We start from the raw sequence: 21,207 nt of genomic DNA on the forward strand, positions 1-21,207 counted from the left end.
CGTCCTTTCCCCTCGTGACCCTACACTATGCCACATCCGTCCCGTCCAAGGCGTCGTCCCGCGCGCTCACGACGACGACGCCGCGCGCGTTGGGCCTCAGTCGTATCGTGCCCTGGTCCTTGGTGCAGAGAAAGAGCGCCCGCGCCCCTTCGAGCGTCTCGCGACACGCTCGCGTGGGGTGATTGAACTTGTTGTTCTCTCCTGCGGAGGCCACCGCGACGTCAGGAGAGAGGATGCGGGCCGTCTCTGGGTCGATGGACGCCTCGGAACCATGATGGCCCACCTTGAGCACGTCTATGTCACGAAGGCGGGCCCCCCGGACCGCGCGGCGCGTCTCGTCGCGCTCGGCGTCCCCCGTCAACAGGGCCGTCATGCAACCCGCCGGCCCCTCGTAGCTCACGACGAGCTCGATGGAGTCCTCGTTGTCCTTCCCGTCCACGGGGGCGGTCGGCCATATCATGGTGAGGGTGAATGCGCCCGCCTTGAGCGTGTCTTTTTCGGACATCTGTCGCGGGCGTCGTCCCGTGATGCGCCGGCTGCTTGCGACGACGTCCGCCGGCAGGTCATCGACGCCGCGCGCAACGACGACGCTGCCGCATCCCAAGGGCGGCGCGAGGTCGCGCAGGCCGTTGATGTGGTCGGCGTGCAGGTGCGTGAGAACGACGGCGTCAAGGCGCAGGACCCCCAGCCGCGAGAGCTCACGTGAGCAGGAGGCGTCAGGCCCCGTGTCCACGAGGATCGCATGGGGCCCGTCACGCACGAGGATGGCGTCCCCCTGCCCCACGTCGAGCACGCAGACCTCTGCGGGGGACAGGACGAAGGGCACGATGACAAGCGTAAGGACAAGGGCGAGGGCGCCCGCCGCGAGCCGTGCCACCACCGCGGGTCTCACGTCGTCCCAGCGCCACCAGAGCAGGGCGGCCGCGAGGGCGCAGACGGCAGGGGGTAACGCCAGCCCCTCCGGGACGACGAGGGAGGCCCAGGGCAGCGCGCAGAGCAGGCGCAGGGGCATGAGGCAGAGGCGGGCGCAGAGCTCGGCCGCACACAGCGTCACCGAACCCAGCACGGGCAGCGAACATGTGAGGGCGGCACAACATCCCGCACCGACCAGCAGCGAGAACGGCAGCGACAGCACCAGGTTGGCCACGGGCGCCACCAGGGAGAGCTCGCCAAAGGCGGGAAGGGTCAACGGCAGGGTGGCCAGCTGGCACACGAGCGTCGCGGCCACGATTTCGCCCCCTCCCCTCACCAGGCCGCTCGCGACACGAGCGGGACGCGACCTCGACGCTTCCAGCCTGCGCCGCGGCCCCGCGAGTGCACGCCGGGCCAGATGAGTGGCCAGGGGCGAGAACACGCACAGCGCCGCGACCGAGCACAGCGAGAGAAGGAACCCGAGCTGGCCCGAAAGGCCGGGGTCCGCAAGGAGCATGGCGGACCCGACGATCGAGAGGGAGGACAGGCCGTGCGAGCGCCTGCCCGCCAGCTCGCCCGCGCACGCGACCGTCGCCATGGCCCACGAGCGCAGCGCAGAGAGGGGAAGGCCGCAGGCCACGACGAAACAGCCGAGCGCAACCGTCAGGACGCCCACGCGCGCCGCCGGTCGCAGGCGCGAGCGGCGCAGCGGCGCGCTCATGAGGGCGGAGAGGATAACCAGGTGGCCCCCGGAGACGGCGACGAGGTGGGCGACGCCGGCGCGAGAGAAGAGCTCCCGCAGGGACCGCGCGGCCATGCCGGGCGCGAAGCCCAGCACCGTGGCGGCGAGCAGCGCGCGCCCGTCAGACGAGGCGGGGTCGATTCGCGCGAGAGCGTCCCTTCTCCAGCCCATGACACGGCCCAACGGTCCCGACGCCTCGCTGCGCCCCAGGACGCGCACCACGCGCACCCTCCCGATCACCCCCTGCCGGGCGCTGCGCGCGCCCCAGTCGTCCTGCGCGTTGGGAGAGAAGCGCCCCACCACTCGCAGGCGGTCGAAGGCGGCAAGCTCCTCGGGCGCGCTCACCCACACGTTTGCCGCCTGGGCGCCGGGCCCGCGCAGGCGGCCCAGGCAGCTCCATCCCCGCTCGCCCGGGGTGGGGTCGCCCAGCAGCTCAAGCTCCCAACGTGCGAGGGAGTCATGACTCACGAGCCACCCCGTCGCCTGGTCCGCCCCCACCCGCAGGCACGCCACGGCCGTGCCCACGCAGAGCGCGGCGAGCACGGCCAGGACGGATCGGGCGACGGACCCGTGACGTCCGCCTTGAGGCGGCCAGCCTCCCAGAAGGAAGACCGCGGCGGCGCACCCGACGACAAAAAGGGTGACGATGACGACGGGCGCCACGTGGCCAGGCTGAAGGGACATGACGACGCACTCGGAGGATAGGACGCCCACAAGCCCCCAGAACGTCCACGGCGCCTCAGGCCTGAGAGGCGCGTCCGGTGACCTAGACACAGATCCTGTCCTTGAGCCTGACGAACTTCTTCTCGCCTATGCCCGAGACGCGCATGAGGTCCTCGATGGTCGCAAAGGGGCCGTTCGTCGAGCGGTCCCTCACGATGGTCGCCGCGGTCGCCGCCCCCACGCCCGGAAGGGTCTCAAGCGTGGCCTCGTCGGCGGCGTTGATGTTGACGAGCCCTGCCGCCTGGGAGGACCCGGCGGCAAAGCCCGGGGCCGAGGCGACCGTCCCGGCAACAGGCGCCTCGCCCACCTGCGGCACATGCACCTTCTGCCCGTCAGCGAGCGGCGCGGCGAGGTTGACGGCAGTGCCGTCCGCATCCTCGGTGAGGCCCCCGGCAGCGGTGATGGCGTCGCGCACGCGCGGCGGGCTGCCCCTGAGCTCGATGACGCCCGGGGCGTTGACGGCACCGTCCACGTCCACGACGACAAGGGCGACGTCGCCGTCAGCGGACGGCGCGCCTGCGACGTCGGGCGAGGCGCCCTCGTCGGCGTCATGCAAGGGCCGCTCCTGGCTCGTCTCGGCAGGGCCACCGTCATCGCGCATGACGAGCGTGCCGCTCGCCTGCGTCCCCGCGCCCACGACGATCAGGCAGCCCAGCGCCAGGGCGCCCGCAAGGGCGACGGCGCCCGTCACCGCTCGCGGCAGATTACCCCGCCTCCGTCGCCGCAGCTGTGCCATGCGAACCACCCCCCTCTCCAGTGTGGGACAAGGGAGGCGCGCAGGCGACGGCCTTGGTCACGCAAGCGAGCGCCAGTCTGGCGCCCAGCTTGCCGCGCCCCGTGCCGTCAGACGTCCTGCCGGGGAATATGTGCCGTCAGTTGCCTTCGGAGGCGGGCAGAAGGTCCCTGTGGCGAGCGCGCAGGGACGCAGGTGGGCGATACGAGGCGCACTGGTCAAAGTCAACGTACTCAACATCGCGCACCAAATCGTCAATCATGGCGTCGTGGTCGAAGGAGTCCCACGCCGCGTGCACCTCGGCGAGGCGGGCATGCGTCTCGGGCCGGCGCGGCATGAAGAGGGTGCAGCAGTCGTCAACTGACTGCGCGCTGAGGTCGTAGGTGCCGATCTGTTGGGCCCGACGCATGATCTCCTGCTTGTCGGAGCCGATGAGCGGGCGCAGGACCGGCATGGTCGCCATCTCGTTGACGGCGGCTATATTGTCGAGCGTCTGGGAGGCCACCTGCCCCAGCGACTCGCCGGTGACGAGCGCCTTCGCCCCCTCGAGGGCGGCGATTCGCTCGCTCACGGCGAACATCACGCGACGATAGGTGATGATGCGCAGGCTCTGGGGAACGGCAAGCGAGATCTCGCGCTGTCGCTCTCCGAAGGGCACCACGTAGAGCCGCCCGACCATCCCGGCGGGGGCCAGGGCGTCGACGATGTCGCGGCAGAGGTACTCGCTCGTGTCGGCGGTCATGGGCCTGCCGGAAAAATGCACGGGCACGCAGACGGCACCTCGCCGCCCGACCATCCAGGTGGCCACGGGCGAGTCAAAGCCGCTCGAGAGGAGCGTCACGACCTTGCCCGCCGTGCCGACGGGCAGGCCGCCCACGCCGGGCCCCGAGGTCGCGTAGACGTAGACGCCGTTGTTGACGACGTTCACGTTGACCGTGACGTCCGGCTTGTGCATGCGCACCTGCTTGTCGGGAAACGCACGGCACAGCACGTCGCCCACCAGGCGGTTCATGTCGATGGAGTGCAGCGCGTAGGTCGTGGACGACCGACGGGCATGCACCTTGAAGCTCGTGAAGTCACCCGCCTCGCCCAGTGCGCGCACGGCGGCGTCGCAGTACTCCTTTTCCACGAGCGCGCAGTGAAAGGCAAGCGAGACGCGCGCGACGCCGGGGACCTGCGCGACGGCGCGGGCCAGCTCGTCGGTGACGGCGTCATCGGCGCAGCTCACCAGGAGGTGTCCCGAGATGCGCCTCACGTCCTTGACGGGAAACGCCTGGAGCGCCTTGCGCAGGTTGGTCACGAGCTGGTTCTCAAAGGTCGAGCGATTCTTGCCCTTGAGACCGATCTCGTGATAGTGGACCAGGCATACGCGTGCGCCCATGCTACAGGTTGTGCTCGACGCGCGTGTTGGAACCCTGGATCTTCTCGTCGAAGTCCTCCTTGACGAAGCTCAGGGTGCCCTCCTCGATCTCCTGCATGGCGACCGAGACGGTGTCCTCGCCGGACACGATGGTCGTGATGTTGTCAAAGTCCTGCACCTCGGCGACGCGCAGGTGCATGCCGCGAATCATGTTGTTGATGTCGCAGGCGCGCTTGGACGCCACGGCGCACAGCAGGAAGGGGTTCTCCTCGGTCTGCGCCAGGAGGTCGTCAATCTCGGGCTTGGTTACTGCCATGATGGGGGTCTCCTCCATCCATCTCGTATGCGTTCAGAACTGACGCCAGGTCTCGTGCGGCGGCGGCGCAGTCGTCGTTGACGATGCGGACGTCATAGCTCGCGGCGTGCTCAAGCTCGCGGCGGGCGTTGCGCAGCCGCAGCTCGACCTCGGCCTCGTCCTCGGTGTGTCGGGCGCGCAGGCGCCGCTCGAGCTCCGCCATGGAGGGCGGCTCAACGAAGATGAGCACCGCCTGAGGCATGAGGCGACGCACGTTGAGGGCTCCCACGACGTCTATCTCGAGAATGACGGACCTGCCTTGGCCCAGGATCGCCTCGACGTCAGCCTTGAGGGTGCCGTAGCGATGCCCATGGACGTCGGCCCACTCCAAGAACTCGCCCGCGGCCACGCGGCGGGCGAACTCGCCCTCATCCATGAAATGGTACGAGACCCCATCGACCTCACCGGGACGAGGGGGTCTCGTGGTAGCCGAAACCGTCAGGCCCAGGCTGGGGTCCGCCTGCCTCACGAGCGAGACGAGCGTGCCCTTGCCTGCGCCCGACGGTCCGGAGATGACGAAGAGTCTCGGTGACCTGCCCACTTACTTGGAGAGCACCTCGAGGAGCTGCTCGCGCTGACGGCCGCCCAGGCCCTTGACGCGACGCGTGGAGGAAATGCCAAGCTCGTCCATGATCTTGGTGGCCTTGGCCTTGCCGTAGCCGGGCAGCGACTCGATGAGGGCGGAGACCTTCATGCGAGCGGCTATGGGATCGTCGGATGCGAGAACGTCCTGGAGGCTCGTCTCGCCCTTCTTGATCTTGTCGCGCAGCTCAGCACGAGCATGACGGGCAGCGGCGGCCTTCTCGAGAGCTGCCTTGCGCTGCTCATCGGTAAGCTGAGGTAGTGCCATTGTTCCTCCAAACGTAGGATGCGTCTGTAAAACGCCTTGCTCTGAAAGACTAGCAGGTAAGACGCTTGCGGACAAGTAGTTTGTGCGTTATGGCGCCGATTTGCAAGCAAAGTGGCCCACGAGGGCCCCCAAGGGACCCCGTTTCCATAAAACCGCCCACATTCGTGCGGCACGACAAGGCGGGCCTGCCGCACGACGCGGGCTCGCACGGTCTAGGCGGACGCGTCCGGCAAAGGGCCCTCGAGCTCCTCGACGACGCTCTCGAAGGCGCGCACGACGTCAGGGGCCTGCGTGATGGGGCGCCCGATGACGAGCTTGCTCGCCCCCGCACCGATGGCGACCGCAGGGGTGGCGACGCGACGCTGGTCGCCGACGGCGGCGCCCAAGGGGCGCACGCCCGGCGTGACGATGAGCGCCTGAGGACCCAGAAGCTCACGCAGGCGCGCGGCCTCCTGCGGGGAGCAGACGACCCCGTCCGAGCCCGCCGAGACCGAAAGGCGCGCCAGGCGGTCCACCTGCTCGGCGACGGGAGCCTCGACGCCCACCTCGGCCAGGGCGTCCGGGCCCATGCTCGTGAGCACCGAGATCGCGAGCAGGCGCGTGCGTCGGCCGTCTCTCTTCGCGGCGGCTTCCTCGACCCCCGCACGCGCCTCCCTCACCATTGCCGAGCCGCCCGCGCCGTGGATGGAGAGCAGGTCGGCGCCCGTGAGCGACGCCGCACGTGCGGCGCCCCTCACCTGGAAGGGGATGTCGTGAAGCTTGAGGTCGAGGAAGACCTTAAGTCCCCGTGCACGCAGCGCCCCCACGATCGAGGGCCCCTCCGCGTAGAAGAGCGTCATGCCCACCTTGACCCAGCGGGCGCGCCCCTCCAGGCTTCGAGCGAGGTCGAGGGCCGTCTCGCGGTCGCAGTCAAGGGCGACGATGATGGCGTCGCGTGCGGCGTCGTCACTTAGCATTCGAAGGCTCCAATCAGGTCGTTGACGTCATCCACGCCCTGGCTTGCGACCCAGGTTGTGAGCTCGTCAAGGATGCGGCCGGCAGCCGCGGGGTCATAGAGGCTCACCGTGCCCACGCCGACGGCCGTGGCGCCGGCGAGGATGAACTCAGCCGCCTCCTCCCCCGTCGTGACGCCGCCGATGCCGCAGACGGGAATGGACGTCGCGCGGGCCGCCTCCCATACCATGCGCACCGCTATGGGATGGATGGCGGGGCCGGACAGACCCGCCGTGGGCCGTGATAGCCTGCTTCTTCTGGTCCTGACGTCAATGGCCATGGCGGGAATCGTGTTGACGAGCGAGAGCGCGTCGGCGCCCGCCGCCTCGAGGGCGCGCGCCACCTCCGACACGTCATGCGGCGCCATCTTGACGATGAGGGAACGCGCGCTGCGGGGACGCACCGCACGCATGACCTCGGCCGCCTTCGAGGGCGTCGCGCCCATGGCGGCGCCTCCCTCGGACACGTTGGGGCAGCTGATGTTGATCTCGATGCCGGAGGCGAAGGGGGCAAGCTCCTCGTACAGCTCCACCGCGCGCACGTAGTCATCGAGCGAATGCCCGGCGACCTGGCAGATGACGGCGACGCCTCGCTCGCTCAGCCTCGTGAGATAGGCCCCGTTGTCCTTGACGAAGGCGCGGATGCCGGGGTTGGCGAGTCCCACGGAGTTGAGCATGCCGCTCGCCGTCTCCGCCATGCGACTGCCGGGGTTGCCCGGCCAGGGGACGGGCGCGCAGCCCTTGCAGGTGATGGCCCCCAGACGAGACACGTCCTGGAAGCTCTCGAACTGCCAGCCAAAGCCGAAGGTCCCGGAGGCGGTGTTCACGGGGTTGCTCATGCGGATGCCCGCAAAGTCCACGGCCATGTTGGGAGTGCTCACCATGCCACCTCGCTTCCGTCAAAGACGGGCCCGTCCATGCAGCATGACGCGTAGCCGCCGTTGCGCAGCGGCACGTTGCAGCAGCCGCAGGCCCCGAATCCGCATGCCATGAGCTGCTCCAGGGAGACCAGGCAGCGCACGTGGGCCTTCTCGGCCAACGACGCGACGCCCGCCATCATGCGCGTGGGGCCGCAGGCCATGACGAGGTCGTACGGGCGCGCCGCCAGGCACTGAGCCATGGCGTCGGTCGTGAGCCCGCCCAGGCCGTAGCTGCCGTCGTCAGTGGTGACGAGCGTGTGGTGCGCCCCGAGGTCGCGCAGCTGCTGCTCGCCCCAGAGCCTGTCCTTGCTGCGTGCCCCGATGATCGCGTCAAAGGGCAGGTCATGCGCGGCAAGCAGCCCCGCCGCCGCCACGATGGGCGGGGCGCCGACGCCTCCCGCCACGAGCAGGGTGCGCCCGCCGTCGGGAAGCGGCCACCCCACGCCCTCGGGGCCTCGGGGCCAACCGCGCTGACGCGCTCGCCGGCTCGTAGGTCCGCGAGCGCCTCCGTGCCCGCGCCGACCACCGCATAGACGAGCTCGACTGTGCCCGTCGCGGCGTCGGCGCGAGAGAACGAGAGAGGGATCCTCAGCAGCTGGCTCTTGTCACGAGGGACCCGCAGGCTCAGGAACTGCCCCGGCGCGAGAGCCTCGGCGAGTCGGGGGGCCCTCAGGACCATGCGAAATGTCTGTGCGGCCACGGCGGCGTTCTCCACCACCTCCGCCTCGTGCAGGCTCGGCCTCGGCTTGGGCACGATGCACCTCCTCACGTGCGCGGTGCCCGGCACGCCGGGCACCGCGGTTTGATGCGCGTCTAGGCCTGGGTGACGACGCCGCCCGTCAGGGTGCGCCTGCCGCCGACGAAGACGTCCGTCGCGGCGCCGACGAGCGACTGCCCCAGAAACGCCGAGTTCTTAGACTTGCTCTCAAAATAGTCGACCGTGACGTCCACCTCTTGCTCGGGGTCGATGAGCGTGAGGTCGGCCACGGATCCCGCCTCGACGCGCACGGGCGCGAGCCTCAGGACGCGACGGGGGTTGACGGCCATGACCTCCACGAGGCGCGCCCAGCTCAGACGTCCGGTACGCACCAGCTTGGTGAGCATGAGGGGAAGGGCCGTCTCAAGCCCTATGGTGCCAAAGAAGGCGATCTCCCACTCGCAGTCCTTCTCGTGCTGGGCATGGGGGGCATGGTCGGTCACAAGGCAGTCGATGGAGCCGTCGATGAGGCCTTCCACCAGGCGCTCCATGTCATGGGCCGAGCGCAGGGGCGGATTCATCTTGAGGTTGGTGTCATAGGCGTCCGTGATGTCGTCCTCGTTGAGGAAGAGGTGGTGCGGCGTGACCTCGCAGGTGACGGGCAGCCCCTCCTCCTTCGCCTGCCTGACGAGCTCGAGGCCCTTTGCGGTCGAGATGTGCGCTATGTGCAGGGCGCATCCGGTGAGGCGGCAGAGCTCGATGTCACGGTAGATCTCGAGCTCCTCGCCCAGGGCGGGCCAGCCGAACATCCCCAGGCGGGTGGACGATCTGCCTTCGTTGATGACGCCGTTGGCGGTGAGGGCCTCGACCTCGCAGTGCGCGATGGCGACGCGGTCAAACTGCGAGACGTAGTCCATGCACGTGCGCATCATGCCCGCGCTCTGGACGCCGTGTCCGTCGTCCGAGAAGGCGCTCGCGCCCTCCATCACCATGTCGCCGATCTCGGCCAGCGCCTCGCCCTTCTCACCGCGCGTGAGCGCGCCGATGGGGCGCACGTGACAGAGGCCCGCCTGACGGGCGTGGTCGAGCTGGTAGCGAATCTCGGCACCGGAGTCCGTGACGGGATCGGTGTTGGGCATCGTGGCCACGTCCGTGAAGCCGCCGTGGGTTGCCGCGCGCGCACCGGTCTCGATGGTCTCCTTGTACTCGAAGCCGGGGTCGCGAAAGTGCACGTGCATGTCCACGAGACCGGGAACCAGGTACTTGCCCGTGCCGTCGATGACCTCGACGCCGTCGGCGCCGTCGATGGCGGGCGCGACGCGGGCTATGGTCGAGCCCTCAATGAGGACGTCACGCACGTCGTCAAGGCCCAGCTGCGGGTCGACCACATGGGCGCCCCTAATCAGAAACGGCATTGTTCTCTCCTCCCAGAAGCAGGTACATCTCGGCCATGCGGGTCAGGACGCCGGCATTGACCTGGTCAAGGATGCGCGAGCGGGCGCAGTCGGCCACGTCGGCGTTAATCTCCATGCCGCGGTTCATGGGGCCGGGATGGCAGATGATGGCGTCGTCCTTCATGCGGCCCACGCGACGCATGTCAAGGCCGTAGAGGCGGTTGTACTCGCGCCGGGAGGGAATGGCGGCGCCCTCCATGCGCTCAAGCTGAACGCGCAGCATGTAGACCACGTCCATGTCCTCGACGACGTCGTCGAGGCTGGCGGTCTGGGGGCAGCCGAACCAGTCGGGGTCGTCCACCTGGAACGTCGGAGGACCCACCAACGTCACGTGGGCGCCCATGGTCTTGAGGGCGGGGGCCAACGAGCCGCAAACGCGACTGTGGGCGAGGTCGCCCACGATGGCCACCTTGAGCCCGTCAAGATGGCCAAAGTTCTTGCGGATGGTATAGAGGTCGAGCATGGCCTGCGTGGGGTGCTGATGCTTGCCGTCGCCGGCGTTGATGACGATGGCGTCGGTGTTCTCGGTGATCTTCTGCGGCGTGCCGGCAAGGCGGGCGCGGCAGATGAACATGTCCACGTTCATGGCGTCGATCGTCTGAATGGTGTCGGCAAGGCTCTCGCCCTTGACGACGGAGCTCGTGGAGCCGCCCATGCTCAGCGAGTCGGCCGAGAGGCGCTTCTCGGCTAGTTCGAAGGAGCTCTTGGTGCGCGTGGAAGGCTCGAGGAAGAGGTTCACTATGGTGCGGCCCCTGAGGGCGGGAACCTTCTTGATGGCCCGGCTGTTGACCTCCTCGAAGGAGGCGGCGGTGTCCAGGATCTGCGTGATGTCGTCGGCGGTGAGGCTGTACGTGTCGATGAGGTGCTTGACGGAGAGCATCTACTCGGCACCTCCCTTGCTGGTGGTGGAGGTAAGGTCCCAGATCTCCACGGCGTCGTGGTCGTCAAGCGGGCGCACGCAGACGCGGACGTCCTCGTCATGGGACGAGGGGACGTTCTTGCCCACGAAGTCTGCGCGAATGGGAAGCTCCCGATGGCCGCGATCGACCATGACGGCGAGCTGGACCGTGTGCGGCCGTCCGTAGTCCATGAGCGCGTTGAGCGCGGAGCGCACGGTGCGACCGGTGTAGAGGACGTCGTCCACCAGGACGATGTCCCTGCCGTCAACCGTGAAGGGTATGTTGGTCGCGTGCAGCACCGGCTGGATGGCGCGCGACACGTCGTCACGGTAGAAGCTGATGTCCAGGGACCCCAGCTCGGGGCGGACGCCGACGATGCGCTCGATCTCGTCGGCCAGGCGATGCGCGAGGGTCTCGCCCCGCCGGATGATTCCCACGACCGCAAGCCTCTTTGATCCCTCGTTGCGCTCGACGACCTCATGCGCGATGCGCACGAGCGCCCGCGACAGAGCCGCCTCGTCCATGATGGTTGCCTTACAGCTGCCTTGCATCTGTCTCCTCCCAAAAAAATAAGGGCCCGCACCGACTTGCACGGCACGAGACGCCTGATATCTGCAAAAAGGCAGCTATGGAACGACCCTGAGGGGCCGCGTCGCCTTACGGGCATCTCGTACCGCGTTTAAAGGACAGGGCCATTCTATACGAAACGGCCGCCGACATATGCAGAAATCGGCGACCTTCAAAACTTGTCCCGTTCACGGGCACCCTAGCGGGCCATGCGCCTGAGGTAGTCCTCCCAGAACGAGACGGACGTGAGCTCGTCCTTTGCGGCGGCCCAGCTGGCGGCCACCTCGTCGCCACAGCGGTCGAGCTTTGCCAAGACGCGGCGCAGCTCGCGCTCGAGCGCGGCGGCCCGACGGCGGTCGAACTCCCTCAGCACGCCCTCGTTGCCGTCTGCCGTGACGGCGAGGATGCAGCTGCGGTTACGAATCTTGTTGGGGGCGTAGTCCTGCAGGAGCGTCACGGCAGGCTCGTCGCTCACGAGGAAGTCGGGCAGGCGATGTCCGTTCTCGGTAACGTAGTCGTAGAGGTGCTGGGCGCTGTTTCGACGCTTCTTCTTCTTGAGCTTCTCGGGCTTGAACGATACGCGCAGGACCCGGGGATCGTCAATCTCGTCGAGGGGGACGACCTTCTCGTTCTTCTTGCCCGTCTCGGCCATGAGCGCGGCACCGTCGACGCGCTTGAGGTACTCCGGGCCGCGCAGGTAGTCCTCGATGGCGCGGATGGCGAGCTCGCAGCCGTCGTAATAGAAGTTCTTGAGGTCAAAGCCAAAGACGATCCTGATCGCCCTCGTGAAGTCAACGCCCGGGTAGGCACCCGTGGTAGCCTGGCCGATGAGGGAGTTGCGCAGCACCTGATACCGGTCGAGGTTGGCGCGGAACTTGGCCGAGAAGGTCATGTGCCAGATGCAGATGCCGTTCATGGTCATGAACGGCTCGTCGCAGCGTATGCCGTATTCCGTGTCGTCCCCGCGGATGAAGAGGGGCAACGGCAGGCCGACCCTCCTGATGACCGCCGTGGGAATGCAGCAGTACCACCAGCCCGCGTAGGCGTTGACCTTGGAGGCGCGCATCGTCTCAAGGCGGAGCGCCTCCCTGAGCGTCGCGACGCTGCGCTTCCTCTTGACCGGCTCAAACATGCCGTTCTCGTCAAGGTGGCCGATGTCCTCGCGGAACATGTCCTGCTGCTCGAGCGAGAGCATAGCCCCCGACAGCAGCGCCGACGCGTACTCGTCCCGCACGAGGGAGAGCAGGTTGAAGGTGCGCTTGACGCTCTCGGGCGACACCTCCACGTCGTCGTCCATGAGGATGACGTGCGTCGCCTGGGGCGTCTGCCTCAAGGCCTCGATCATGCCCCGGGCATAGCCGCCCGAGCCGCCCACGTTGGGGTTGGGATGCACGACCACGCAGCCCTCTGAGAGCCCCTGCGCGTCGAGCGTGCGGCCGTTGTCGATCACGTGCAGCGTGAAGTGCTTGGCAACCGGCTCGTCGCAGCCTCCCACCTCGCGCCGCAAAAGCTCGACGTTAGGAAGGATGTACTCCTCCTTCTTGAAGGTGGTTGTGGCGACGGCGAGCTCGACGGGGCGGATGAGGGCCTCGTCCACCTTCGTGTAGTAGTAGGCCTCGACCAGCTCCACGGGCGAGGCGGTCGCGACCTCAAAGGCGAGGAGGTCCCCCGCGATGGAGGGAAACTCGACGTCAAGATCCGCGACCTCGTCATGCCGGACCGTGCGAGTCAGCAGCTCCGCCCTCTTGGGCGACTTGTACCCCGAGTAACTCGTGAGCGTGAGCGTGAGGGAGCCCTTGACCCTCAGATGCAACCACACGTTGTCGATGGGCGTGTAGCGACGCCACTTGATGGACGAGAGGGCGTTGAAGTATGTTGCGAAGTCGTAGCGCTCGCTCGCGGGGTCGGCCAGGATGACGCTCCCCTTTTCCGTGGCCCTGGGAAGCCGGGACTGCCGCCAATAGAGGGAGGGCTGGGTGACGCTGCGCTCTGAGTCGCATAGCAGCACGTTTGCGAGCCTGAAGTTGACCATCATGAGGTTAGCGACCTTTCCTGGGGGCGCTCTTGGGGAGCCCCTTGCCCTGACCTTCCCCACCGTCGCGGCGCGGGCCGCGACGGTTCTGGTTGGCGCGCCTCCTGAGATAGCGCCTCGTCTGCGCGAGGGCAAAGCCCACGCCGTTGATGCCGAGGGAGTGTGAGAACTCGCGCACGAGGCCCCGGGCATAGCCCAGGGCGGCGACGCGGGGCACCTCTCTGCCTGAGAGCCTGAAGGCCAGCTCCCTCAGGCGAGGCGCCACGTTGTCCAGCGAGAGGATCGTCTCGGCGTCCATGCGAGAGAAGATGGCGCCCATCCGCGCCCTGAGGTCGGCGTCCTCGAGGGCGCCTTGGGCCACGGCCTCGCCCGCGTAGCGAAAGCCCACGACGGCGAGGGCCCTGCGCACGCCCTCGTCCGTGACGCCAAGCCGGTCGCAGACGTCGCACATGTCCTGCCAGCGGTCGAAGGAGAGGGCGAGGTCGCGCGTGGCCGACGAGGAGCCGGGAAGGTCCTCCCGGTAGCAGTAATAGGGCGTGTCCAGGTAGACGATCGTCTCTGCCTGGCAGAGCGTCTCGTACCAGAAGGGGTTGTCCACCCATCCCGCCCCCGGGACCTCCTTGAAGCGAATGGAGCGGTCGCGAATGAAGCCGGCTCGGTACAGCGCGGACCAGATGGAGGGATGATGCTGCACGAGGCGCGGGCAGTCGCCGAGCGTGAAAGGCTGGCGAGAGGGACGGATGCGCCGAAAATAGGCGCAGTTGAGCCGCCGCTCGTCAGGGGTCCCCGGCATCCAGATGCGCCAGTACGGCGACTTCACGACGTCCGGGGGCGTCTTGAGGCAGAAGCTCCGGGCAAAGTCAAAGAGGTCGTCATACATATGCGGCTCGACCCAGTCGTCCGGCTCCAGGATGGCAAGGTAGGTGCCGCGCGCCTCCGCGAATCCCCTGTTGACCGTCGCGCCGTAGCCCTGGTTGGGCTTGTCGATGACGCGCACGCGGACGTCCCTGGCCTCGTGGCGACGCATGATGTCCAAGGACCCGTCCGTGGACCCGTCGTTGAGGACGATGATCTCAAGGGAGACGCGGTCGTTCTGTTCGGCGCTCGCAAGCGCCTGGTCGAGGTATCGCTCCGTGTTGTAGCAGGGGACCACGACGCTGACGTCGACGCCTCCCCCGCGTTCGCCCTGCCCCGTCATGCCAGATCCCCCAGGCTCCGATACGCCTCGCACACCTCGTCGGCCGCGCCCAGCATGCGCTGCCTGCCCTTCTCGATCCAGCAGACGCGGTCGCAGATGCGCTCCACGAGGTCGATGCTGTGGCTCACGAGCAGCACCGTCGTGTTGTCGGACCTCACAAGCTCCTGGATCCGGTCCTCGCACTTCTGCTGAAAGAGGAAGTCCCCCACCGAGAGGGTCTCGTCGACGATGAGGATGTCGGGCTCCGTGATGGTCGCGATCGCGAAGGCGATGCGCGCCACCATGCCGCTCGAGTAGTTCTTGAGCGGCATGTCCATGAAGTTCTCGAGCTCGGCGAAGGCGACGATGTCATCAAAGTGGCTGTCGATGAACTCCTTCCTGTAGCCCAGGAGGGAGCCGTTGAGATAGATGTTCTCCTTGGCCGTGAGCTCCATGTCAAAGCCCGCGCCCAGCTCGATGAGCGGGGCGATGGTCCCCTTGACCGAGCAGCTGCCCTCGGAGGCCTCCAGGACGCCAGCGATGATCTTGAGCATCGTGGACTTGCCCGAGCCGTTGGTGCCCACCAGGCCAAAGGCCTCGCCCCGCCTGACCTTGAAGCTTATGTGGTCGAGCGCGCGGAACTCCTTGAAGCGCAGCTCGTGGCGCATCAGCGCGATGAAGTACTCCTTGAGCGAGTTGAACTGCTCCGAGGCGATGTTGAAGATCATGGACACGTCATCGACGTCGATGATCGTCTCGTCCTGGACGACGTTCGTCGTGAGGGTGCGAAAGAGGCGCTTCTCGGACAACGGGACTCCCTTGCGGCTAGAAGAGGTGCGGCCCTTCAGGGTTTACAAGGTATCACAAGGCGCTCTAGCTTGCGATATGCATCACAGTACGCTCGCATGACACGCCCGCCTGGAGCCGTGCGCAACACGCCCGAGAGGCAAGATGCCCTCCTGCCCAAAGTCAGGAACCAACCACCTGATCCTCCGCATGGGGCCTCCTAACGCGTGAGGCCCCCGCGCGGGGCCTCACGATAGCTCTGCCATTGCCTTCTGGTACTTTTCCAGGCGCTCAAGGTCTGACTCTGTGACCTCCGGCAGCCTCGACAGGTCGCTGTTGTGCGCGAGGTCGGCCAGCTTCACGGCACGGGCTATTGGGTTCGCCTTGATGCGCCGCACGTACTCCATGTACGGCGTCCCCGGCTCGTGGGTGAGCAGGCGCACGGCCTCAAGCACCTCGCTTGAGATGCCCGCCGCCAGCAGGTCGTCGAAGGTGACGCCCGTGTCCTCAACGACATCGTGGAGCCATGCAGCCGCCTTGGCGGCATCTCCCTCGACGTGAGCGGCCACGTGCGCCGGATGCTCGATGTACGGCCTACCGGCCTTGTCGAGCTGGCCCCTGTGCGCCGCCTCCGCCATGGATCTCGCGATTCCTTCCTGCGATGATGCCACGCGCGTCCTCCTCGTCGATCTCGTCCAGCCAGAGCTCCCCGATGAGCGTGTCCATCAGATCGAGGTTCGTCACTCACCTCCCGAGCGGGAAGCAGTACGTCTCGTAGACGCTGCCCGTATCGTCCATGCGGTGGACGTTCAGGCGCCCCTTGTCGGTCTCCTGCCTGTGCGATCTCTCGTAGAGCCTGTGGGTCAGGCCCTCCTTGACCCCAAGGCTCTCGGGCGTGTGGAACTGCAGATCGAACACGTACCCATCCGGCGTCAACACCTGGGCATTCACCCCACGGTACGCCCGCCGCTTGAACTGCAGGGTGTTCTTGACCTCGGCCATAGTGTACCCCGCGCCCTCAAGCGAGGACCGCACCCGCCTGGACTCCTTCGAGAAGTCCCCGGCGTCTGCGCTGAACGTGTGCCTGAGCACGTCATGGACCGTGCCAGCCGCCTTGAGCCGTTCCTTCAGCTCCTCGACCTCCCTCTGCAGCGCCTCGGCGTTACCGGAGCGCGCGCGGGCGTCGTCAGCCTGCCTCTTCAGGCTGTTGACGGTCTCGGCGTGGGCCTCGATGATCTCGTCCGCCTTGTCATCCTCGATGCCCAGGGCCTTCAGCATCTTGCGTGTCAGCGCCATGCTCTCTCCTCGCTGTCCTGGTGCCTCGGGACATCCAGGGGGCGTTGCCTTGCCCCTGCCTTATGTGCAAGGTGAGTATCAGCCGGCTGTCACGAGGCGTTTCTAGCCACCAAGGGCGTCACGCATGATCTGGGCGTATTCAGATGCATGGCCGGCCGCCGCGTCGCGCAGGAAGTGGGCCTTGCCGCCGTTCGGGTGTGAAAGCTTTTCGTCGAACTCGACGTAGGGCGCGTACTCGACGTTGGTGCCGACGTAGGCGTCCTTGCCGTCCGTGGTATGCGTAATCGAGTTCCTGAGCCTGCCCGTGTCCACCGGCACGTCCGCCTTGGCGTACCCCTCGGCGACGAGCCCTATGGTCTCCAGGCCTTTGGCGATGGCTGATTTGATCGCATTAGCTATCTGCTCGCGATTGTCCTCACGTATCTCTATCAATCCGTCTACATCAGCATCAGTAAGGCCTCTGGTGTTGCTGGCGATCATGCCTAAATCAACGCCATGCTGATTGATTTCTCCTCTAGCCATGAAAAAACACCTCCACGCATGAGCATGGGGGTGCTGTCACGAGCTTAGAGCAGGTTTGTAATGCCGCTTGCCGTAGCGCTTACAGCGGCCGTTACTGCGTCCTGTGCAAGCGTTTGTATGGCCTTGTGTAGCGGTTTGCACTCCTGGGCATATTCAAGCCCCGCAAGCGTGATAGATGGCGAAGAAGACCGCCACAGCACGCACTGAGGGGCATTGTCTATGTCCTCCGTCGTGATAAGCCCCTCGATATAGCCCGCATTCTGCAGCTTAAGTGCCAAGAGGTCACGCGTTGCCTCGTCCGTCTTGAGCGCCGCAGGAGAGACGGCGGCCGCATTGAAAGGCTTACCGTCGTAGGCGCGAATAGCCGCAAGCAGGCGAGCGATGACGGTAAAGTCGTTCATTAGAAATCAGCCAAGTAGACCAAAAGGCTTCTGCAAAGCTCACCATATTCATTGAGGCCATCACCAGCATCATTTATGCCGTATATCTGCAATTCCTCAGAAATAACGTCATCGATATGGTTGATCTCATCAGCGCTAAGCTCAGAAAAATTAGTGGGGAAGTTGAACTTTGAAAGCAGAGAAACTTGACTTTTGTTTAATGCCTCGCTGCTCATTCTTGCCTCCCGTACTTTTTTAGTCTCGATTTTCCTGTCGGATATACAGTGGTTATTTTACCCGTTTCGGGATTAACAACAGCCGTAGCATCCTTGCCTATGTAGTTCTGTGATGGTCTCCCATATTTGTCCACCTTAACTTCTGTTATATGCAGGGGGTTCTCTAGGGCATCTTTAATGCTTGTATCTGATATGCCACGTTCAACTTTCCTTTCTGCGGCATGTTTACTCATTTCTTGCTGCCTGCTCCTCGGCAGCGTCTTGAAGGCTCTGAGGTCCCTATAGCCTTGGTTGCGCATCTCCTCGCGCATGGCATCTGCGAGCGTCCTCACGCTCATGCCGGACTTCTCTATGCGCTTCTGCACGCTCGGAAGCTCCAGGAACCTCTCCAGGCTCCTGCCGCTTGCTGCTTCTGGTTGTTGCTCCCTAACGCCGCGCTTCCATTCCTCGTAGCTAAGAGAGCCTACAGACTGCTTCTCGCGGCCTGCCGTGACGTCATGGCCGGGGACGTAGGCGACGAGCGTGCAGCGGCAGTTATAAACCTCTGCTGCCGGTGCTTCGGGGTCGCCGGGGAACCTGCAGCCGTTGTCAAACTTCTCATCAGCTTTGACGTGCGTGCCGTCTAGCCTCCTGTGGGAATCGCGCGTGCGGCCGTCGAGGGAGGCTATCCACTGCTTGAGCTCGCGTCCGTAGCCTGCAGTGCTGCGGCGCACCCTCGCCTACGCGTGCGATGCGAGCTCGTGGCCACGAACCCGATGGACGTTGACTACCTCACGCCCTCCCGATCGACCTTAGTGAGGCGCGGCTTGGGGACATGATTGCTCGCCGAGCGAGAGAGGCTGTGGAAGGCATGCGCGGGTGCGCGGCTCGATCCCACGTTCCTGCTCATGACATTCGGAAGGCAGGGTCAGAGAGGCGCCCGGCCCGATGGAAGCCGGCGCGCAACGCGAGCCAGTTGGGACAAATGGGGGTGCAAATAAAACTATTAAGCCATCTACCTGCTAAGACGCAATCAAATTTAGATGAAGAGGATGAACTTGTGCTCATGGCGACGAAACACGACGTATCCCAAAAGCAGCGAGCCCAGCGCATAGGCGATGCAGGCCAGGTGCATCTGGGGCGAGGGGACGCTCTGAAAGAGCACGATCTGACGAAGGTAGGTCACGTAGCAGTACATGGGGTTGAAGACCTCGAGCCTGTGCAACCAGTCGGGAAGCAGCGTCACGGAGTAGAAGATGGGCGTGAGGTACATCCAGGCCGTCAGGACGACGCCCCACAGATGCATGACGTCGCGGAAGAACACCGAGAGCGCCGAGAGCAGAAGCGAGAGACCGGAGCTGAAGGCGATGAGCATGAGAAGCCACACCGGCCAAAGCAGCGCGGTGGGTCCCACGGGAACGCCCTCGAACAGCATGACGAGGGCGATCGCCATGATCGAGAACGCATAGTTGACGCCGGCGAACAGCGCCTTCTGGACCGGAAAGACATAGCGGTTGACCTTGACCTTCTTGAGCAGCGGCGCCGCGCCGATGATGGACCCCATGCCCTGGGACGTGGCGTCGGCCATCAGCTGCCAGGCGGTGTTGCCCAAGATCAGATACACGGGGAAGTTGCCGATCTCGGGGGCGCGATTGTTCATGAACGAGCCGAACACCGCTGCGAGGACGATCATCATGAGCAGGGGGTTCAGGACGCTCCACAGGATGCCCAGGGCGCTCCTGCGATACTTGAGCTTGAAGTCCTTGGTGACGAGCTGCCTGAGAATGAAGATGTCCTTCTGACCCGTCGGGTACCAGGCGTCCTTGCCAGAGATCTGCTGCGTCGCTTCCACGTTGCCTCCGAGGTCAGGGCGGTGTCCGTCCTTGCGTGTCGTTAGCATCCTAGCATAGGCCCATCATCGGGGTCCCTCCCCCAAGAATGAGCGGAAAAGCCCCATCGCCGGCGTTCGCACCCATCGAGGGGCAGACCCGCGCTCAGATTCGACGCAAAGGCAGCGAACCCGCCGGGCTTGCGGCCCAGCGGGTTCGAGGACAATCAAATGGCTCCCCGGGCAGGATTCGAACCTGCGACACGCTGATTAACAGTCAGCTGCGCTACCACTGCGCCACCGGGGAATGTCTGGTGCACGTGACACGAACAACTACTATAGCGGATTGAAGCTCGGGCGCAAGAGAAAAAATGGGCGATTTGCGCGCACACATCAAAGCGCGAGGGACGGCGCCGACGACTGCGACGAAAGGCCGTCAAGGCACGCCCAGGTGCGCGACACGTGCCTCCTCACTCCTCCATGAAGTCCTTGAGCTTGGAGGAGCGTGAGGGATGACGCAGCTTGGCGAGGGTCTTGCTCTCGATCTGGCGAATGCGCTCGCGCGTGACGCCAAACTCGCGACCCACCTCCTCGAGCGTCCGGGGATGGCCGTCCTCAAGGCCAAAGCGGAACTTGATGACCTTGCGCTCGCGGTCCGCAAGCCCATCCAGCACCTGGCCGAGCTGCTCGCGCAGCATGGAGTCGCTCGCCGCCTCGGCGGGAACGACCGCCATGGAGTCCTCTATGAAGTCGCCGAGCTGGGAGTCCTCCTCCTCGCCGATGGGCGTCTCGAGCGAGACCGGCTCCTGGCTGATCTTCTGGATCTCACGCACGCGGTCGGCGGAGATGCCCATCTCCGCGCCGATCTCCTCTGACGTGGGGTCGCGGCCGAGGTCCTGCATGAGCTGCCTCTGCACGCGCACGAGCTTGTTGATGGTCTCGACCATGTGGACGGGGATGCGAATGGTCCGGGCCTGGTCGGCGATCGCGCGCGTGATGGCCTGCCTGATCCACCAGGTGGCGTAGGTGGAGAACTTGAAGCCCTTCGTGTAGTCAAACTTCTCGACCGCGCGGATGAGGCCCAGGTTGCCCTCCTGGATAAGGTCGAGGAAGAGCATGCCCCTGCCCACGTAACGCTTGGCGATGGACACCGTCAGGCGCAGGTTGGCGCTGATGAGCGCCTGCTTGGCCTCAAGGCCCACCTGCTCGATGCGCATCAGACGCCGCTGCTCGGCGCGCGTGAGCTCGATCTCGCCGTCCTCCGCGGCCTCGAGCTTGGCGCTCGCCTCGGTGCCCGCCTCGATCTTCATGGCAAGGTGCACCTCCTCGGAGGCGGTGAGCAGGTCCACCTTGCCGATCTCCTTGAGGTACATGCGAACGGGGTCGCCCGTGAGCATGACCGTGGAGCTGTCGGTCCTGCGGGCGCGCGCACGGCTGGAGCGCTTGTGCGTCTTGGCCTTGGGGGCGGAGCGAAGAACCTCGTTGGCGGCCTTGGCCTCCTCGCGCGCCTCGGTGAGCTCGGGGTCATCGCTGTCGTCATCGTCGTCGAGCTTGTCGTCGTCCAGGTCCTCGTCGTCGTCCGCGTCCATCTTGGGGTCGTCCCCCTCGTTGGCGCTCACGATGTCCACGCCCTTGGATCGGACGGCGTCATACAGGTCAGAGAGCTCGTCGTCATCGACGTCAATCTCGGCGATGGCAAGCTGGACGTCATCCTCCGTCACCGACGAGCCTCGCTTTGAGCCCTTGGAGACCAGCATGCTGGCGACG

At 65.9% G+C, this 21,207-nt stretch carries 23 protein-coding genes, 1 tRNA gene and 1 pseudogene; all 25 read right to left on the reverse strand.

The features are described from left to right. Positions 1-25: 25 nt before the first annotated feature. Positions 26-2,428 (reverse strand): ComEC/Rec2 family competence protein, encoded by a 2,403-nt coding sequence (locus tag BN3001_RS03620; RefSeq protein WP_148362938.1) that lies wholly within the window; start codon positions 2,426-2,428, stop codon positions 26-28. Next, entirely contained in the window at positions 2,421-3,113 is a 693-nt protein-coding gene (locus tag BN3001_RS03625; protein ID WP_082629960.1) for a ComEA family DNA-binding protein, read from the reverse strand. Before BN3001_RS03625 ends, BN3001_RS03620 begins: the two co-directional genes overlap by 8 nt. Positions 3,114-3,249: 136 nt before the next feature. Then, complete coding sequence (thiI, locus tag BN3001_RS03630) at positions 3,250-4,491, reverse strand: tRNA uracil 4-sulfurtransferase ThiI (RefSeq protein WP_058270429.1); 1,242 nt, start codon at positions 4,489-4,491, stop codon at positions 3,250-3,252. Between the two features lies 1 nt (position 4,492). After that, on the reverse strand, positions 4,493-4,786 hold the full coding sequence (locus tag BN3001_RS03635; RefSeq protein ID WP_058270430.1) for a DNA-directed RNA polymerase subunit omega: 294 nt from the start codon (positions 4,784-4,786) through the stop codon (positions 4,493-4,495). Next, positions 4,761-5,366: a guanylate kinase gene (gmk, locus tag BN3001_RS03640; RefSeq protein ID WP_058270431.1), complete on the reverse strand. Its 606-nt coding sequence runs from the start codon at positions 5,364-5,366 to the stop codon at positions 4,761-4,763. Before gmk ends, BN3001_RS03635 begins: the two co-directional genes overlap by 26 nt. After that, the gene (gene mihF / locus BN3001_RS03645) at positions 5,367-5,675 is read right to left on the reverse strand and encodes an integration host factor, actinobacterial type (RefSeq protein WP_058270432.1); all 309 of its coding nucleotides are present in this window, start codon (positions 5,673-5,675) and stop codon (positions 5,367-5,369) included. A 212-nt stretch (positions 5,676-5,887) separates the two neighbouring features. Continuing rightward, the gene (pyrF, locus tag BN3001_RS03650) at positions 5,888-6,631 is read right to left on the reverse strand and encodes an orotidine-5'-phosphate decarboxylase (RefSeq protein WP_058270433.1); all 744 of its coding nucleotides are present in this window, start codon (positions 6,629-6,631) and stop codon (positions 5,888-5,890) included. Then, on the reverse strand, positions 6,625-7,551 hold the full coding sequence (locus tag BN3001_RS03655) for a dihydroorotate dehydrogenase (RefSeq protein ID WP_058270434.1): 927 nt from the start codon (positions 7,549-7,551) through the stop codon (positions 6,625-6,627). Before BN3001_RS03655 ends, pyrF begins: the two co-directional genes overlap by 7 nt. Beyond that, on the reverse strand, positions 7,545-8,030 hold the full coding sequence (locus BN3001_RS03660; protein ID WP_235815031.1) for an iron-sulfur cluster-binding protein: 486 nt from the start codon (positions 8,028-8,030) through the stop codon (positions 7,545-7,547). Before BN3001_RS03660 ends, BN3001_RS03655 begins: the two co-directional genes overlap by 7 nt. A 71-nt stretch (positions 8,031-8,101) precedes the next feature. Continuing rightward, a pseudogene (locus BN3001_RS08545) lies at positions 8,102-8,266 on the reverse strand (dihydroorotate dehydrogenase electron transfer subunit); the annotation flags it as partial. Positions 8,267-8,400: 134 nt separating this feature from the next. Then, the gene (locus tag BN3001_RS03665; RefSeq protein WP_058270435.1) at positions 8,401-9,699 is read right to left on the reverse strand and encodes a dihydroorotase; all 1,299 of its coding nucleotides are present in this window, start codon (positions 9,697-9,699) and stop codon (positions 8,401-8,403) included. Further along, positions 9,683-10,618 carry an aspartate carbamoyltransferase catalytic subunit gene (locus BN3001_RS03670; protein WP_058270436.1) on the reverse strand — a complete coding sequence of 312 codons (936 nt, stop codon included), beginning with the start codon at positions 10,616-10,618 and terminating at the stop codon, positions 9,683-9,685. The genes BN3001_RS03665 and BN3001_RS03670 overlap by 17 nt, the downstream gene beginning before the upstream one ends. Then, on the reverse strand, positions 10,619-11,188 hold the full coding sequence (pyrR, locus tag BN3001_RS03675) for a bifunctional pyr operon transcriptional regulator/uracil phosphoribosyltransferase PyrR (RefSeq protein ID WP_058270437.1): 570 nt from the start codon (positions 11,186-11,188) through the stop codon (positions 10,619-10,621). It abuts the gene before it with no gap. 215 nt (positions 11,189-11,403) lie between these two features. Then, on the reverse strand, positions 11,404-13,239 hold the full coding sequence (locus BN3001_RS03680; RefSeq protein ID WP_058270438.1) for a glycosyltransferase: 1,836 nt from the start codon (positions 13,237-13,239) through the stop codon (positions 11,404-11,406). A 4-nt stretch (positions 13,240-13,243) separates the two neighbouring features. Next, positions 13,244-14,434, reverse strand: a complete 1,191-nt coding sequence (locus BN3001_RS03685) for a glycosyltransferase family 2 protein (RefSeq protein WP_082629961.1) — start codon at positions 14,432-14,434, stop codon at positions 13,244-13,246. After that, the gene (locus tag BN3001_RS03690) at positions 14,431-15,222 is read right to left on the reverse strand and encodes an ABC transporter ATP-binding protein (protein ID WP_058270439.1); all 792 of its coding nucleotides are present in this window, start codon (positions 15,220-15,222) and stop codon (positions 14,431-14,433) included. Before BN3001_RS03690 ends, BN3001_RS03685 begins: the two co-directional genes overlap by 4 nt. A gap of 225 nt (positions 15,223-15,447) precedes the next feature. After that, positions 15,448-15,870 carry an HD domain-containing protein gene (locus BN3001_RS03695; RefSeq protein ID WP_235815032.1) on the reverse strand — a complete coding sequence of 141 codons (423 nt, stop codon included), beginning with the start codon at positions 15,868-15,870 and terminating at the stop codon, positions 15,448-15,450. Between the two features lie 73 nt (positions 15,871-15,943). Continuing rightward, on the reverse strand, positions 15,944-16,495 hold the full coding sequence (locus tag BN3001_RS03700) for a hypothetical protein (protein WP_058270441.1): 552 nt from the start codon (positions 16,493-16,495) through the stop codon (positions 15,944-15,946). Between the two features lie 102 nt (positions 16,496-16,597). After that, the gene (locus BN3001_RS03705; RefSeq protein ID WP_082629962.1) at positions 16,598-17,017 is read right to left on the reverse strand and encodes an HK97 gp10 family phage protein; all 420 of its coding nucleotides are present in this window, start codon (positions 17,015-17,017) and stop codon (positions 16,598-16,600) included. A gap of 44 nt (positions 17,018-17,061) precedes the next feature. Further along, on the reverse strand, positions 17,062-17,418 hold the full coding sequence (locus BN3001_RS03710) for a YjcQ family protein (RefSeq protein ID WP_058270443.1): 357 nt from the start codon (positions 17,416-17,418) through the stop codon (positions 17,062-17,064). Further along, positions 17,418-17,633 carry a hypothetical protein gene (locus tag BN3001_RS03715; RefSeq protein ID WP_058270444.1) on the reverse strand — a complete coding sequence of 72 codons (216 nt, stop codon included), beginning with the start codon at positions 17,631-17,633 and terminating at the stop codon, positions 17,418-17,420. Before BN3001_RS03715 ends, BN3001_RS03710 begins: the two co-directional genes overlap by 1 nt. Beyond that, positions 17,630-18,346, reverse strand: a complete 717-nt coding sequence (locus BN3001_RS03720) for a phage minor head protein (protein ID WP_058270445.1) — start codon at positions 18,344-18,346, stop codon at positions 17,630-17,632. Before BN3001_RS03720 ends, BN3001_RS03715 begins: the two co-directional genes overlap by 4 nt. Positions 18,347-18,651: 305 nt before the next feature. Further along, entirely contained in the window at positions 18,652-19,464 is an 813-nt protein-coding gene (locus BN3001_RS03725; protein WP_235815033.1) for an ABC transporter permease, read from the reverse strand. Between the two features lie 208 nt (positions 19,465-19,672). After that, positions 19,673-19,747: transfer RNA gene (locus BN3001_RS03730), tRNA-Asn, on the reverse strand. Between the two features lie 163 nt (positions 19,748-19,910). Beyond that, the gene (gene rpoD, locus BN3001_RS03735) at positions 19,911-21,197 is read right to left on the reverse strand and encodes an RNA polymerase sigma factor RpoD (RefSeq protein ID WP_082629973.1); all 1,287 of its coding nucleotides are present in this window, start codon (positions 21,195-21,197) and stop codon (positions 19,911-19,913) included. Positions 21,198-21,207 lie beyond the last annotated feature (10 nt).

The sequence above is a fragment of the Olsenella massiliensis genome (genome assembly GCF_001457795.1).
GTDB lineage: Bacteria > Actinomycetota > Coriobacteriia > Coriobacteriales > Atopobiaceae > Olsenella_F > Olsenella_F massiliensis.

Excerpts from the sequence above, each read along its gene's own strand:
- BN3001_RS03625 (WP_082629960.1), bottom strand. The coding sequence starts at position 3,113 with ATGGCACAGCTGCGGCGACGGAGGCGGGGTAATCTGCCGCGAGCGGTG.
- thiI (WP_058270429.1), bottom strand. The coding sequence starts at position 4,491 with ATGGGCGCACGCGTATGCCTGGTCCACTATCACGAGATCGGTCTCAAG.
- BN3001_RS03635 (WP_058270430.1), bottom strand. The coding sequence starts at position 4,786 with ATGGCAGTAACCAAGCCCGAGATTGACGACCTCCTGGCGCAGACCGAG.
- mihF (WP_058270432.1), bottom strand. The coding sequence starts at position 5,675 with ATGGCACTACCTCAGCTTACCGATGAGCAGCGCAAGGCAGCTCTCGAG.
- pyrF (WP_058270433.1), bottom strand. The coding sequence starts at position 6,631 with ATGCTAAGTGACGACGCCGCACGCGACGCCATCATCGTCGCCCTTGAC.
- BN3001_RS03655 (WP_058270434.1), bottom strand. The coding sequence starts at position 7,551 with ATGGTGAGCACTCCCAACATGGCCGTGGACTTTGCGGGCATCCGCATG.
- BN3001_RS03665 (WP_058270435.1), bottom strand. The coding sequence starts at position 9,699 with ATGCCGTTTCTGATTAGGGGCGCCCATGTGGTCGACCCGCAGCTGGGC.
- BN3001_RS03670 (WP_058270436.1), bottom strand. The coding sequence starts at position 10,618 with ATGCTCTCCGTCAAGCACCTCATCGACACGTACAGCCTCACCGCCGAC.
- pyrR (WP_058270437.1), bottom strand. The coding sequence starts at position 11,188 with ATGCAAGGCAGCTGTAAGGCAACCATCATGGACGAGGCGGCTCTGTCG.
- BN3001_RS03680 (WP_058270438.1), bottom strand. The coding sequence starts at position 13,239 with ATGATGGTCAACTTCAGGCTCGCAAACGTGCTGCTATGCGACTCAGAG.
- BN3001_RS03685 (WP_082629961.1), bottom strand. The coding sequence starts at position 14,434 with ATGACGGGGCAGGGCGAACGCGGGGGAGGCGTCGACGTCAGCGTCGTG.
- BN3001_RS03700 (WP_058270441.1), bottom strand. The coding sequence starts at position 16,495 with ATGGCGCTGACACGCAAGATGCTGAAGGCCCTGGGCATCGAGGATGAC.
- BN3001_RS03705 (WP_082629962.1), bottom strand. The coding sequence starts at position 17,017 with ATGGCTAGAGGAGAAATCAATCAGCATGGCGTTGATTTAGGCATGATC.
- BN3001_RS03710 (WP_058270443.1), bottom strand. The coding sequence starts at position 17,418 with ATGAACGACTTTACCGTCATCGCTCGCCTGCTTGCGGCTATTCGCGCC.
- BN3001_RS03715 (WP_058270444.1), bottom strand. The coding sequence starts at position 17,633 with ATGAGCAGCGAGGCATTAAACAAAAGTCAAGTTTCTCTGCTTTCAAAG.
- rpoD (WP_082629973.1), bottom strand. The coding sequence starts at position 21,197 with ATGCTGGTCTCCAAGGGCTCAAAGCGAGGCTCGTCGGTGACGGAGGAT.